Genomic DNA, 13,570 nt, shown 5'->3' with positions numbered 1-13,570 from the left:
GGATCAAACTCTCCAAAGAAAGTTGATTGGCTTTTGCTTCGGCCCATGCGGACCTCCGCTTTTCGTCGCGCTTCGTTTCGTTCAGTTTTCAAGGAACGACAGTTACTATTATAAACAATCTTTCAAAAATGTCAACTACTGATTCTCTTCTAACTTATTACCGCGTTCATTTCGTCGCGGCAATTATTCATTATATGCAGTGTTAACTATTTGTCAAAAGTTTTTTTATTTCATGATTGTTCGATCGTTGCACTCCGACATTCCGTCGAAGCGGCGATTTTTATTTTATACACTATCTCACCTTATGTCAACTACTTTTTTAGGTTGAACGCTCTCCCACCTACGCTAACGCTTAGAGGTGGGAGATTTTGGGGAACACCCGCCCCACGGCAGGCTGTCAACCAAGCCATCCCCGTGCGTCCCACGGTTGGGCTGCCTTACAACGACAGCAAACGAAACCAGCCCCCACTATCTACATTCGACTTGGCCTCCCGAATCGCTTCGACTGCTGTATGATATAATTTCTTAAAAAGAATATGTTGCAAGGAGCAGACCTCGAGGATCGCTATGTATATTTTTTAAGGAGGGAAACAGCCGTGACCTATCCATTTTCTGCACTGCTTGACGGCTACCGCCGCCTTTGGCCGAACCGATCGCTGGCGGCCGGACCGCTTGATGAACAAGAAAGCCAAACTCTTTTGTATGAAACGATAAGGCAAGAGTTGCGCGATGAATGGACGCATCCGCGCGTGCGGCAATCGTCCGAAGTGAAGTTTTATTACGCCGTTAAGCGGGTGGCCGCTTCTGACTTGCCGGATGGCATGAAAGTAGCACTCATTCAAGCGTATTTGACGGTGATGGAACAATTGCAAGCCAATCATACATAAAACAGACGAATCCGGTTCACACTACTGAGCGAAAAAACATTTCTTGTTAAGGAGGATGGCAGTTATGGCGTTAATTCCGTATGACCCGTTCCGGCACTTGGAATCGATTCGCCGGGATATGAACCGCTTTTTTGCTAGTGATTTTCCATCGCTGTTCACTCATATGGATGAGCAGCACTGGATGCCGCGCATCGACATGCATGAAACGGCCAACGAATACGTCGTTTCGTGCGATTTACCGGGGCTGGAGCGGAAAGAGGATGTGCACATTGACGTGCAGAACAACATGTTGACCATCAGCGGCACGATTCAACGCCAACACGATGTAAGAGAAGAACAAATGCACCGGCGCGAACGCTTCTTTGGTCGCTTCCAGCGTTCGATCACCCTGCCGGCGGATGCGGCGACGGAAAACATTCGCGCGACGTACAAAAACGGTGTGCTTGACATTCATATCCCGAAAACAACGACAGGAACGAAAAAACGCGTTGATATCGAGTTCCATTAATGCAGAAGGGAGCGGCTTATCGACCGCTCCCCTTTTCGTTGCCCTCGCTGCTTGAGCGGATGACGAGCTCTGTCGGCACGACGACCTTTTTGCAAATCGCTCGTTTCGTCGTCAACCGTTCGATGAGCAGCTCAACCGCTGTTTCACCCATAAATTCTGTGTATACTTTCACCGTCGAAAGCGGCGGGTGAAGAAATGCTGCCGTCGGAATATCATTGAATCCGACAATCGCCGCCTCTTCCGGAACAGCGATCCCGGCTTCATGCAGCGCACGCAGGGCGCCAATCGCCATCGAATCACTGGCAATGAAAAACGCCGTCGGCAAGTCGCCGCCTGAAACAGCCTCTTTCATCAGCCGATAGCCATCTTCAGCAGTGAAGGCACCGATCCATACATAGCGGGAATCATACAGCCCTTTGACATACAAATATTCGTAAAACGCCGCTTCGCGCTCATCGCGGATCGGCGTTTCCCCGTCGAAATATTCACGGCCGCCGATATAACCAATTTTCGTATGCCCCAACCGAAGCAAATAATCAAGCACTGTCACCGTCGCTTGACGCAAGTCGATGACGACTGAATCAAACCGATGCTCATCAGGCGAACAGTCGACAAACACAATTTGTTTGGCCCCGGCGGCAAAAACCTCGACTTCCTTCGGCCCGAATTTTCCGACAGCGATGATGCCATCGAGCGCCTCCATCCGTTCAATCGGATAGGCACCGTTTTGTTTAAACAATTTGACGAGTTCGATGCCGCGGTCAAAACACTCTTTTTCCACTCCGAGGCGAATCGCCATATAATACGGGTCATCGATTTCCTGGCGCTCCGAATACCAGTGAATGAGCCCGAAGCGAAACGATTCGCGCGCTTGCTGGCTTCGTTCCCGCAATGTTTTGTAGTTCAGCTCTTGGGCGACTTCAAAAATGCGCCTTCTCGTTTCATCGGAAACGGACAGCGTCGCATCGTAATTAAGCACGCGCGACACCGTCGCGACCGAAACGCCGACTTTTTCCGCGATTTCTTTTAACGTAGCCATCGTCTGTTTGCGATCCCTTCCTTATGTTTCATATGAAACGCGTTTTTTCGCCGCATTTAAACAAGAGACGACATGCGCTCCACCGCGTGCTGCAGAAAGCGGCGAAACGCATCCTTCCCTCGCTTGTCCCGCTTAAACACCCCGGCATGTTCCAACACGGTCACAAACCGTTGTCCGACTTCGTGCCGCAAAATGTCATGGACGTTGTCCTTCGTGATGTCCGGATAGGCCGAGTGAATGGCTTCGCACCAATCCCAATGTTTATGCATCGACTCGTCCCAGTCTTCTTTTTTTGTCCGATGCACGAGATAATCGGCCAGCGTCTCCAGTTCCACGGCAAGCCGTGCCGGCAGCACCGCCAGCCCCATCACTTCGATCAAGCCGATATTTTCTTTTTTAATATGATGCAATTCTTCATGCGGATGGAAAATGCCGTACGGATGTTCCGCTGATGTCCGATTGTTGCGCAACACGATGTCCAACTCAAACAAATCGCCGCGCCGCCGGGCGATCGGGGTGATCGTGTTGTGCGGAACATCGCCGCTGTAGGCCATAATCTCGACGCTTGGGTCGCTGTACGTCCGCCATGTTTCATACAAAAAGGCAGCCGCATCCAACACGTCCTCTTTTGGTCCAGTCAAACGGATGACGGACATCGGCCAGCGCACAATGCCGGCTGTGACCGACGGAAACGATGGCAGCGGGATACACTCTTCGATCTCCGCCTTTTCCATCGCAAACGGATAACGCCCTCCTTGGAAATGGTCATGCACTAAAATCGAGCCGCCGACAATCGGCAAGTCGGCGTTCGAGCCAATGAAATAGTGCGGGAACTTTTCGACGAAATCGAGCAAGCGCTCAAGCGTCTTCCGCTCCATTTTCATCGGCACATGTTCGGCGGAAAAGACGATGCAATGTTCATGATAGTACACGTAGGGAGAATATTGGAAATACCACTGTTCATCCAATAACGTGATCGGGATGACACGGTGATTGGAACGGGCGGGATGACGCCACGTTCCTTCATACCCTTCGTTTTCTTTGCATAATACACATTTTGGATACGAGGATGACGGCATCTCTTTTAATTTGGCGATTTCCTTCGGGTCTTTTTCCGGCTTCGCCAAGTTAATGGTGATATCCAATTTTCCATAGATGGTTGACACTTTCCAGTGCTGATTGTTGGCGATGCGCGCCGTTTGAATGTAATTGGACGCTTGGCTCAACGAATAAAACCAGTCCGTCGCCTCCTGCGGGCTGCGGCGGTATCGCTCGTAAAAGGCGCGGATCACTTCCGACGGCCGCGGCATGACGCAGTCCATCAGTCTCGCATCCCATATATCGCGCTCGGTTGTGGTATTCGTTTCCAACAATCCTTGTTCATACGCCCAACCAATCATAGCGTCCAATACCGGGGCCGGCGAGGCCAAGGGAACGTCCTTGACCTCGGCCGGCTGCCATTCCGTGAGTCGGAGCGTTGCCAGCAGGCGGTTGCGCGCGTACACCACATCTTCCGGCGCTAAAAGGCCGCGTTGCTCGGCATAACGGATCAGTTGTTCAATCGCCGCAAAAATCGTTTCCATGTTTACACACCCCGATATCCGTTTGGCCGCGCTTTGTGCCACTCCCACGCCGAGGCGACGATATCCGTAATGGACAAGTATTTCGGCTCCCAGCCGAGCTCGCGCTTTGCTTTTTCCGATGAAGCGACAAGCCGCGCCGGGTCGCCCGGCCGCCGCGCCACGACGCGGGCAGGGATCGGGTGTCCGGTCACTTGCCGCGCCGCTTCGATCACTTCTTTGACGCTGAAGCCATTGCCGTTGCCGAGATTGTACACGTCACTGGACGCTCCATTCCGCAGTTTTTCAAGCGCCAACACGTGGGCATCGACGAGATCAAGCACATGGATGTAGTCGCGGATGCACGTGCCGTCGGGCGTGTCGTAGTCATCGCCGAAAACGGAAATTTCCTCGCGCTGGCCAAGCGGCACTTTTAAAATCAATGGAATCAGATGCGTCTCCGGGTTGTGGTCCTCACCGATTGTCGTGCCGTACGCCCCGGCGACATTAAAGTAGCGGAGCGAAATCGAGCGGATGCCGTAGGCGCGGTCCGCCCATTTCATCATTTTTTCCATCGCCAGCTTTGTTTCTCCGTACGCGTTTGTCGGTTCGGTCGGATCGGTTTCGATGATCGGGATTTGTTTCGGCTCCCCATACACGGCGGCGGTTGAAGAAAAGACGATTTGCTTGACACCAAATTCCTTCATCACTTCAAGCAGCACTTGTGTCCCGTACACGTTGTTGTCGTAATACTTCAGCGGCTCTTCCATGCTTTCACCGACCAATGAGTTCGCCGCAAAATGAATGACCGCCTCAATGTCATGCTGGCGAAACACCTTGCGCAAAAAATCGCGGTCGCGAATATCGCCTTGGCAAAACACAGCATCACGGTGAACCGCCTCCCGGTGCCCCGTCTGCAAGTTATCCACCACGACCACGCGCTCCCCTTTTTCAAGCAGACGGTACACCGCATGGCTGCCGATATACCCTGCCCCTCCGCAAACCAAAATCATCGGCTCATCTCCTCCAGTTCCGTGAGTTCTCTCGCCCCGTCACCAACGTCAACGACATAAAAGCTTGCTTCATAACCGATTTTTTCGGCATACGCGTTTCCGACCCGTTCAATGAAATCTTGAACGCATGCCTTTTTCACAATGTTCACCGTGCAGCCGCCGAATCCGGCTCCGGTCATGCGCGCCCCGACCGTTCCTTCGTGCGACCATGCGGCCTCCACGAGCGTATCAAGTTCGGCTCCGGTTACTTCATAGTCATGGCGCAGCGACAAATGCGACTGTTTCATCAACTCGCCAAAGCGGACGAGGTCTCCCTGCTCAAGCGCCTGGGCGGCTTCAAGCGTCCGCTCGTTTTCCGTCACCGCATGGCGAGCCCGCTTTCGTTCAAGCGGAGAAAGAAGATGTTCATAACGGGCCAGCTCTGCGCTTGTCAGCTCGCCGAGCGAGGCGATGTTCCGCACGCTTTGCAGCTTCGCGAGCGCCGCCTCGCACGTCGCCCGCCGCTCGTTGTACGCCGAGTCCGCCAGGCCGCGCTTTTTGTTTGTGTTCGCGATGACAATCGAACAATCGTTGAGCACGAGCGGCAAATAGCGGTGCTCGAGCGTCTGGCAGTTTAACAGAATGGCGCAATCTTGTTTCCCCATGCCGACGGCAAACTGATCCATAATGCCGCAATTGACGCCGATGTATTTATTTTCTACGGTTTGGCTCATTTTCACAAGCTCTAGCTGATCAAGCCCGCGCCTGAACAGTTCGTTGAGCATCACCGCGGTCACAAGCTCAATCGACGCGGATGACGACAGTCCTGCGCCGTTCGGGATCGTGCCGTAATACAAAATGTCCAATCCGGTCTCAAGCGGACGTAACGCTTGAAACGCGGCCAAGATCCCTTTCGGGTAGTTCGCCCAACCGTGCTCGCTCTGGTATGACAAGTCATCGTAAGAGACCGTGATCACTCCCGTTTCCGGGAAGTTTTGCGAATAAAAGCGGACAAACGGCTCATCCGTTTGCCGGACAAGCGCATACGTGCCGATCGCAAGCGCGCACGGCAGCACATGCCCGCCGTTGTAATCCGTATGCTCACCGATCAAATTGACGCGGCCGGGGGCGAAGAAAGCGCGGATGCCTTCGCCCAAGCCGCCGAAAAGTTCGATAAATTGCTGTTTTAAGATGGGGATCATGAGAGGGCCTCCTTCAAGCTTTTATAGTAAATATTATAGTTAATAATTTACTAAAAATCAACAGCGAAACAAAATCTTTTTTAATACGTATAATCGTTTGAGCATTTATTCACCTTAATAAATATAGGAAGGAGGCGGAGCGGAGATGGAAACGCGACAGATGTTGAAACAAGAACTCCAAACCATCACCCACTGGGAACACTCCCAAAAAGACCTATGGTTTTGGGAAAAGCTCGGCCGCTTGCCGTTTCAAGTGCTCGATAAGCTGACGCCAAAAGCCGTCCATCGAAAACTCGGGCAGCTGCTTGATGAATTGGGCAGCTATATTCAAAGCGGCGGGCAATACTTAGTGAATGAAGGAAAGGTATTGGACAAGCTTGGCGTATCGTCGTTGGCCGAAGTGCCGCACTTGCCGCTTGCGACGATGGATCGCGTTTGCGACGAGTTGATCGATGAGCGCGTCACGTTCGCCCAGCTGCAAGGGGCGGCGACTGGAATGGGCGGGGCGCTGACGCTGGCGGTGGACATCCCAGCGCTTCTCGGCTTAGCGCTGAAAACGCTGCAAGAGATCGCCATCGTGTACGGATATGACCCGAAGGAAAAAGAGGAGCGCGTGTTTGTCGTCAAATGCCTGCAGTTTGCCACGGCGGACATCGTCGGGAAAAAAGCGATTTTGGACGAACTTTCGTCGTTCTCCAATGAACGCGGGCGCGTCTTTTCCGAACTGCAAGGCTGGCGGGAAGTGATGATGACGTTCCGTGACCAATACGGGTGGAAAAAGCTGTTTCAAGCCGTTCCGATCATCGGTGTCATTTTCGGTTCGCTGTTTAACAAATCGTTTATGGAAGACATCGCCGAAACCGGGAAGATGCTCTATCGGAAGCGTCGCATCATCGAGAAGCTCAAACAGTTTGAACCCGGCATCTAAGACACCGGGTTCAATTCGTTTATGACAGGTGCATAGGCTCGAGCGACAGCATCCCTTCTTATCGTTGAACAGCTTTCAATCGCCACATCATGCTGATAAAATCGCCCAAGCGGTGCGGCACCGCCACTCCGGCATACATCAGCTCGTCGCCGCCGTAGACGCCAAGGCCTTCGATTTCATAGTCTTGATTCGGGTCAAGCCCTTTTAAGCGCAAGTGCGACAGCGGGGCGTTCGCTTCGGCCAGAACGCGGAAGTAGGCGACGAGCGCTTCCGACTGATCTTCCGAGACGAACATCCATGCCGCCTCGTTGCCTTCAAACGGGCTGAGCAGCCGATAAAACGTGCCGAACTGGACGAGGCGGCGCACATCTTTGTAAAACGCGACTTGTTCCTTAATGATTTGTTTTTCTGTTTCCGTCAATTTCGTGATATCGAGCTCATAGCCGAAGTTGCCTGACATCGCCACATGGCCGCGCGTCTTGAGGGACGTCACCCGCCCGACTTGATGGTTCGGCACGGCCGAGACGTGGGCGCCCATGGCGCTCACTGGGTAAACGAGGCTTGTACCGTACTGGATTTTCAGGCGCGAGACAGCGTCAGTGTTGTCGCTCGTCCATGTTTGCGGCATATAATAGAGAATCCCCGGGTCAAACCGCCCTCCGCCTCCGGAGCAGCTTTCAAACAAAATGTGCGGAAAACGCGCGGTGATCTCGTCCATCACGCGATAGAGCCCAAGCATATAGCGGTGCGACGTTTCGCGCTGGCGCTCGGGCGGCAGGGCGGCCGAACCGATTTCCGTCATATGGCGGTTCATGTCCCATTTCACATAAGTGATGGGGGCGCTCGCAAGCACGTTCGAGATCGTTTCAATCATATAGTCGCACACGTCTTGGCGGGAATAATCGAGCACAAGCTGGTTCCGTCCTTCAGAGCGCGGGCGGTTCGGCACATGGAGACACCAGTCGGGATGTTTCCGATACAGCTCGCTGTTTGGCGACACCATTTCCGGTTCGATCCATAAGCCGAACTGCAGCCCGAGTTCGTTCACTTGTTTCGCCAGTCCGTTCAGGCCATTGGGGAGTTTGCGCCGATTGACCACCCAATCACCGAGGGAACGGCGGTCGTCATCGCGTTCGCCAAACCAGCCGTCGTCAAGCACAAACAGTTCGATGCCAAGCTCCGCCGCTGTTCGGTCGATATTCATGATCTTTTCTTCATTGAAGTCAAAATACGTTGCTTCCCAGTTATTGATCAAGATCGGGCGTTCGCGGTCGCGGAACGCGCCGCGCGCTAGGCGGGTGCGGTACAGTTCGTGGTACGTTTGCGACATTCCGTTTAACCCTTGATCGGAGTAGACCATAACGACTTCCGGCGTTTGGAACGACTCGCCCGGTTCCAATAGCCACGTAAAATCAAACGGATTGATGCCCATCGAGACGCGGGCAGTGCGGAACTGGTCCACCTCGACTTGGGCGAGGAAATTGCCGCTGTACACCAAGCTGAACCCGTACACTTCGCCTTGATGTTCATCGACGTTTTTGGCAGCGAGCGCAATAAACGGATTTTGTTGGTGGCTGCTCGCGCCGCGGCGGCTTTCCGCCGCTTGCACGCCGGTCAGAAGCGGGAGCCGCTCGATCCAGCGCTCGCGCCCCCACGCTCCGGGGAGATGGATCCAATCATAGTCAGCAGTTGGGAAATCGACGCTCATACTGAGCGCGCGCAGTAGCTTTAACCGCTCGCCGCCTTTGTTTTCAAAATGGGCCGCGCGCGTGATGACGTTCCATTTTTCATACGCCGTATACTGCAACGTGACTTCTAGACCGATCAGCGCATCTAAAAGGACAATTTCAAGCGTCTCCGCTTCCTGTTCATGCTCCACGTATGTCGCCGGCAGCCCGTTCAGTCTAGGCTTCCCTTTGTAAATGCGGTGCGTTTTGTAGCGCAAATCGGTCACCGTCGAGCCATTCTCAAGCTGCACTTGATACGCCGGAGCCCGGAAATCGGTATTCCCATAGGCTGGATATTCTTGTGGCAGCGTATCGAGCGAAAACGTGCGGTCGGATGGGTCGGGGTTAGGGGAAAACGCGCGATCGAGCCGTGGAAACGCCTCCGCGCCCCGAACAGCGCGCACCGCTTTTCCCCAATAAACATGCGCCAAATAGCCGGAGCGGAAAAGCTGCATCACGTAGCTTGCCTTGCCCGCCCGCAAATGAAACTGCTTCGTTTGCGGATTGTATGTAACCGCCATCCTCTTCCCTCACTTTGATTTTTTATTTAAATTTTACTTAATTTTTATGAAAAGATCCATCAAAAAAGCGCCTGGATTCAGGCGCTCATCATTTCCTTTATGATCATTGGTTCACTTCGCTCCTTCCTCTGCCAACACCGCTCGTCGCAGTTCCTTGTCGAGTTCTTTCTCATACACGTCCCGCTCTTCCCCCGTCCACCCTAAATACCGCGCCATAAACGCGATAACCGCTTCTTTTTCCCGCCGGACGGCGTCGATGTCAAACAACAGCGCCCCGGTGCGGCGGATGAAGTAGTCGACTGGTTTGACCGCCATTTCTTCCTCGATGGCGTAGACGAGGCGGACGAACGTTTCGCGCGTTAAGCCGGACGAGCGGTCGTACTCGCTGCTTAACGCAAACAACCGGTCGACATTTGTGCCGTACTGTTTTGCCAGCCGCGCCCCTTGTTCTTCTGTCAGCCCATAGCGCGCCGCTTCCTTCGCCTTTTCGGCGATGAAGGCCGGCAGCCGATGCGAGCCGCCGACATCGCCGCCGGAAATTGGCAGCTGTTTCGTTTGGCACGGGCGGAACGTTTTTCCCTCTTCTTTTTCCAATTGTTTGGCGACGAGGTCAACGACCGTTTCTGCCATTTTCCGATAGCCGGTCAGTTTGCCGCCAGCGATCGTGATGAGGCCGGATGGCGATGTCCAAATCTCGTCTTTGCGGGAAATTTCCGACGGGTCTTTCCCTTCTTCATAAATGAGCGGACGGACGCCAGCCCAGCTCGACTCGACATCATCAGCGGTGATGCCGACGGACGGGAACATGTAGTGAATCGCCTGCAATAAGTAATCACGGTCTTCTTCGGTCATGGCCGGATGAGCAGGATCATCGTCATAAAATGTATCGGTTGTGCCGACATACGTTTTCCCATCCCGCGGAATGGCAAACACCATCCGGCCGTCCGGGGTGTCAAAATAGACGGCCTGCTTGAGCGGAAAACGCTTTTGATCGATGACGATATGGACGCCTTTTGTCAGCCGAAGCCGCTTGCCGGTTTTCGATCCGTCTTTGTCGCGCAGCGCATCAACCCACGGTCCGGCGGCATTGACGACTTTTTTGGCGCGGATGTCATATACTCGTCCGCCGAGCAAGTCGCGGCAGCGGGCGCCGATGATGCGGCCGCGCTCGTCATACAAAAACTGTTCGGCTTTGACATAGTTGACGGCGTCGGCGCCAAGCTCGACCGCTTTTTTGATCACTTCGATCGTCAAGCGGGCATCGTCGGTCCGATACTCGACGTAATAGCCGCCGCCGATCAGGCCGTCGCGCTTTAAGAGCGGCTCTTTTTCCAACGTCTGTCGGGCATTAAGCATCGTGCGCCGCTCGCTTGGCTTGACGCCAGCCAGCCGGTCATACAGCCAAAGGCCGACCGACGTGCTCCATTTGCCGAACGTTCCGCCGCGGTAAATGGGCAGCAGCATCCACTCCGGTGTGGTGACGTGCGAGCCGTTTTCATACACAATCGCCCGTTCGCGCCCGACTTCCGCGACAAGCTTCACCTCGAACTGCTTTAAGTAGCGCAAGCCGCCGTGAACAAGCTTCGTCGACCGGCTTGACGTGCCGGCGGCGAAATCTTGCATCTCGACAAGCGCGACCGTCATGCCGCGCGAGATGGCATCCAAGGCGATGCCGCACCCGGTGATTCCCCCGCCGATCACCAACAGATCGTATGGCTTTTCGCTCATCGCTTCGAGAACGTTGTTCCGCTGTTTGCTTGAGAATGCCATGCATGATTCCTCCTTTTGAAAAAGACAAAAAGAGACCATTGCAAACACGATAAGCCTTCGCCTACCATGTGTGCATGGTCTCTCCTTGTCTCCTGACTGATGATTAACTTGTTGCTTTTATTATAGCAGACTGCGGCCGATTTGGCCAGCTCAACGCATTATCCATTGTAGTGGCGCCATAATGTTTCGTTGGACGTGGTCACCGCCACCGCCCCAGCTGCAAGCGCCTGCTCGACATCGTCGACCGTGCGGATGAGGCCGCCGGCGTAAATCGGTTTTCCCGTCCGTTCTTTCACTTCGCGGATGATGTGCGGCATGGCGCCCGGAATGACTTCGATGCAGTCCGGATTCGTTTTCGCAATCATCTGATAGCTTTTCTCCAACGCGTGTGAATCAAGCAAAAAGATGCGCTGCACGGCCAAGACTCGTTTTTGCCGCGCCTTCATAATGACGCCCGCTTTCGTGGAAATGAGGCCATGAGGGCGGAACTCTTGGCAAAGGTATTCCGCCGCATGTTCATCATGGCTCAGCCCTTGCACCAAGTCGACGTGAATGAGCAACTCCTTGCCATGCCGGCACGCATAGGCAAAGATGCTTTTTAACTGGGCAATATGTACCTCAAGCAATACACCGACCGTGTACCCGCTTGACAAAAAGGCGTCAAATTGCTTCATCGTTTTAATGGCCGGAATGATGCGCTGTTTCGCTTCCATTTTCTTTTCTTCGATTCATCCTCTCATTTTGTCGATCTCATCTAAGCATGACAGTGACATCATTGTCCGCGGTTTGCATGTCGCGATTTTCACCCCGCGCTTGCGGAACTTCTCGACAACGTAATGAATCGCTTTTTTGCCTGCCGTCTCTTCGCCATGGGAATGTCCCATGTCTCTCACTCTCCTCCTATTCCGCTTTCGGAATGACCAGTTCGACCGTCGTTCCTTGATCGATCTCGCTTTCCACTGTAATTTGCCCGCCGTATTTATCGATGATTTCCTTGGCGATGGAAAGCCCGAGCCCGACGCCGCCTTGTTCGCGGCTGCGCGCCTTGTCGACGCGATAAAAGCGCAAAAAAACGTTTTTCAGCTCGTCTTTCGGAATGCCAATGCCATGGTCGCGGACGGCGACCGTCACAAATGGCCCTTCCTCTCGCAGAGAAATGGTGATTTTTTTCACCCGTTGAGAATATTTTACCCCATTGTCAAGCAAAATGAACAGCAATTGTTCAAAATGATGCTTGGCCATCGCCAGACGCGGCAGCGGCGTTTCCGGCTGATCAACAAGAAACTGAAAATCGGGATGCAAAACGCGGAAATTTTTCACGATTTGCCCGATGGCCGCAGCAGCGTCAATAGGAGCAATCTCTTTTGGAATCACGATCGCCTCAGCGCGCGACAAGTCAAGCAGTTCAAGGACGAGGCGCTTGAGCCGCTCCGCCTCTTTCATCGCCGCCTCAAGCGATTCTTCCAAAATCTCCGGGTTGTGCTTCCCCCACCGTTGCAGCAACGAAAGATGGCCTTGCAAAATGGCAAGCGGCGTGCGCAATTCATGGGACGCATCTTCGACGAATTGCCGCTGCATGGCAAAGGTGCGCTCAATGTCATCCATCATGCTGTTGAACATTATCATCAGCTCGGCCATTTCATCGCGCGCCGGGGGCACATCAATCCGCTGTTTCAGCCCGTTGTTTTTGATGTCGGCCATCGTTTCCGCCAACGTTTTTAGCGGTTTGACGAAACGTTGCGCCATAAACCGCCCGGCGAAGGCGCTCGCCGCCATCGCGCCAAAACCGATCACCGTCATAATAAGGAAAAGCATGTTCGTTACTTGTTGAAACTTCGTCAACCGGCGGACGATTTCAATCGTTCCGCGCAAATGTCCGATATGAAGCGGCTTGCGCAGCAGCAAAAACCGTTCGTTGTTGACGAAATGCTCATCCATTTTCAACCGGTCGGGCATATCGCTTGGCGAGAGCGAGACGGCGGCGCCGTTTGACACCGAGACGACGACGTTTCCCTTCTCGTCGGTGACACGGATGAGCTGATAGCGCTCATTCAGTTTTTCCAAAAACGAACGGCGGCGGCGAACATCTTCCCATGATATATTACGTTTTTCCGCGTAATACGTTTCAATTTCCGCCACCGTTTGTTCCATTGTTTTTTTTTCTTCGTTCAGCAGCCATTGCTTGACAATGTGGTATTGCAAAAAGGTAAAGACAAAGTACGTAATAAAAATCGCTCCGGCAGACAAGATGGTCAGCTTCCCCTTCAACGAGAGCTCGCGGGGGCGGAATCGCTTCATGGCCGCATCACATATCCAGCGCCGCGCACTGTTTGGATATATCGTTCCTTATCGTGTTCATCGAGCTTTTGCCGCAAATAGCGGACATAGACATCGACGACGTTCGTCTCCACCTCGGCGTCAAACCCCCACACTTTGT

At 53.6% G+C, this 13,570-nt stretch carries 13 protein-coding genes; 3 read left to right on the top strand and 10 right to left on the bottom strand.

Annotation, left to right across the window (positions count from 1 at the left end):
* Positions 1-596: 596 nt before the first annotated feature.
* Together IKE44_RS01695 and IKE44_RS01690 are read left to right on the top strand one after the other, a co-directional pair.
* Entirely contained in the window at positions 597-887 is a 291-nt protein-coding gene (locus IKE44_RS01695) for a hypothetical protein (protein ID WP_011231630.1), read from the top strand.
* A 64-nt stretch (positions 888-951) separates the two neighbouring features.
* On the top strand, positions 952-1,395 hold the full coding sequence (locus IKE44_RS01690) for an Hsp20/alpha crystallin family protein (RefSeq protein ID WP_049626402.1): 444 nt from the start codon (positions 952-954) through the stop codon (positions 1,393-1,395).
* Between the two features lie 16 nt (positions 1,396-1,411).
* Here the strand turns inward: IKE44_RS01690 and IKE44_RS01685 are convergent, their stop codons facing one another.
* Genes IKE44_RS01685 through IKE44_RS01670 form a run of 4 tightly spaced genes read right to left on the bottom strand, consistent with a single transcriptional unit; the run spans position 1,412 to position 6,187 of the window.
* Entirely contained in the window at positions 1,412-2,434 is a 1,023-nt protein-coding gene (locus IKE44_RS01685) for a LacI family DNA-binding transcriptional regulator (RefSeq protein WP_287464822.1), read from the bottom strand.
* A gap of 56 nt (positions 2,435-2,490) precedes the next feature.
* On the bottom strand, positions 2,491-4,017 hold the full coding sequence (galT, locus tag IKE44_RS01680) for a UDP-glucose--hexose-1-phosphate uridylyltransferase (protein ID WP_287464820.1): 1,527 nt from the start codon (positions 4,015-4,017) through the stop codon (positions 2,491-2,493).
* A 2-nt stretch (positions 4,018-4,019) separates the two neighbouring features.
* The gene (gene galE, locus IKE44_RS01675; RefSeq protein ID WP_049624914.1) at positions 4,020-5,006 is read right to left on the bottom strand and encodes a UDP-glucose 4-epimerase GalE; all 987 of its coding nucleotides are present in this window, start codon (positions 5,004-5,006) and stop codon (positions 4,020-4,022) included.
* Positions 5,003-6,187, bottom strand: coding sequence for a galactokinase (locus tag IKE44_RS01670; RefSeq protein WP_033014041.1), 1,185 nt, complete (start codon positions 6,185-6,187; stop codon positions 5,003-5,005). The genes galE and IKE44_RS01670 overlap by 4 nt, the downstream gene beginning before the upstream one ends.
* Before the next feature lie 145 nt (positions 6,188-6,332).
* Here IKE44_RS01670 and IKE44_RS01665 point away from each other — a divergent pair, with 145 nt between their 5' ends.
* Positions 6,333-7,115: an EcsC family protein gene (locus tag IKE44_RS01665; protein WP_049624916.1), complete on the top strand. Its 783-nt coding sequence runs from the start codon at positions 6,333-6,335 to the stop codon at positions 7,113-7,115.
* Positions 7,116-7,173: 58 nt separating this feature from the next.
* Here the strand turns inward: IKE44_RS01665 and IKE44_RS01660 are convergent, their stop codons facing one another.
* From IKE44_RS01660 to IKE44_RS01635, 6 genes are all read right to left on the bottom strand, one after another.
* Positions 7,174-9,363 carry an alpha-galactosidase gene (locus IKE44_RS01660; RefSeq protein ID WP_287464819.1) on the bottom strand — a complete coding sequence of 730 codons (2,190 nt, stop codon included), beginning with the start codon at positions 9,361-9,363 and terminating at the stop codon, positions 7,174-7,176.
* 111 nt (positions 9,364-9,474) lie between these two features.
* Positions 9,475-11,133: a glycerol-3-phosphate dehydrogenase/oxidase gene (locus tag IKE44_RS01655; protein ID WP_287464818.1), complete on the bottom strand. Its 1,659-nt coding sequence runs from the start codon at positions 11,131-11,133 to the stop codon at positions 9,475-9,477.
* A gap of 158 nt (positions 11,134-11,291) precedes the next feature.
* Positions 11,292-11,846: a glycerol-3-phosphate responsive antiterminator gene (locus IKE44_RS01650; RefSeq protein ID WP_055358594.1), complete on the bottom strand. Its 555-nt coding sequence runs from the start codon at positions 11,844-11,846 to the stop codon at positions 11,292-11,294.
* Positions 11,847-11,861: 15 nt separating this feature from the next.
* A complete protein-coding gene (locus IKE44_RS01645) occupies positions 11,862-12,017 on the bottom strand; it encodes a hypothetical protein (RefSeq protein WP_162839629.1) in 156 nt (51 codons plus the stop codon).
* A 16-nt stretch (positions 12,018-12,033) separates the two neighbouring features.
* A complete protein-coding gene (locus tag IKE44_RS01640) occupies positions 12,034-13,431 on the bottom strand; it encodes a HAMP domain-containing sensor histidine kinase (RefSeq protein ID WP_287464817.1) in 1,398 nt (465 codons plus the stop codon).
* The coding region (locus IKE44_RS01635) for a winged helix-turn-helix domain-containing protein (protein WP_287464824.1) at positions 13,428-13,570 on the bottom strand (143 nt) is incomplete at its 5' end. The genes IKE44_RS01640 and IKE44_RS01635, both read right to left, overlap by 4 nt.

It is taken from the genome of Geobacillus sp., assembly GCF_017515625.1.
Taxonomy (GTDB): Bacteria; Bacillota; Bacilli; order Bacillales; family Anoxybacillaceae; genus Geobacillus; species Geobacillus stearothermophilus.
Note: the sequence above shows the minus strand (reverse complement) of the source record. Positions and strands in the feature narration are given on the sequence as shown.

Excerpts from the sequence above, each read along its gene's own strand:
- IKE44_RS01660 (WP_287464819.1), bottom strand. The coding sequence starts at position 9,363 with ATGGCGGTTACATACAATCCGCAAACGAAGCAGTTTCATTTGCGGGCG.
- IKE44_RS01685 (WP_287464822.1), bottom strand. The coding sequence starts at position 2,434 with ATGGCTACGTTAAAAGAAATCGCGGAAAAAGTCGGCGTTTCGGTCGCG.
- galE (WP_049624914.1), bottom strand. The coding sequence starts at position 5,006 with ATGATTTTGGTTTGCGGAGGGGCAGGGTATATCGGCAGCCATGCGGTG.
- IKE44_RS01670 (WP_033014041.1), bottom strand. The coding sequence starts at position 6,187 with ATGATCCCCATCTTAAAACAGCAATTTATCGAACTTTTCGGCGGCTTG.
- IKE44_RS01645 (WP_162839629.1), bottom strand. The coding sequence starts at position 12,017 with ATGGGACATTCCCATGGCGAAGAGACGGCAGGCAAAAAAGCGATTCAT.
- galT (WP_287464820.1), bottom strand. The coding sequence starts at position 4,017 with ATGGAAACGATTTTTGCGGCGATTGAACAACTGATCCGTTATGCCGAG.
- IKE44_RS01655 (WP_287464818.1), bottom strand. The coding sequence starts at position 11,133 with ATGGCATTCTCAAGCAAACAGCGGAACAACGTTCTCGAAGCGATGAGC.
- IKE44_RS01640 (WP_287464817.1), bottom strand. The coding sequence starts at position 13,431 with ATGAAGCGATTCCGCCCCCGCGAGCTCTCGTTGAAGGGGAAGCTGACC.
- IKE44_RS01665 (WP_049624916.1), top strand. The coding sequence starts at position 6,333 with ATGGAAACGCGACAGATGTTGAAACAAGAACTCCAAACCATCACCCAC.
- IKE44_RS01650 (WP_055358594.1), bottom strand. The coding sequence starts at position 11,846 with ATGGAAGCGAAACAGCGCATCATTCCGGCCATTAAAACGATGAAGCAA.
- IKE44_RS01690 (WP_049626402.1), top strand. The coding sequence starts at position 952 with ATGGCGTTAATTCCGTATGACCCGTTCCGGCACTTGGAATCGATTCGC.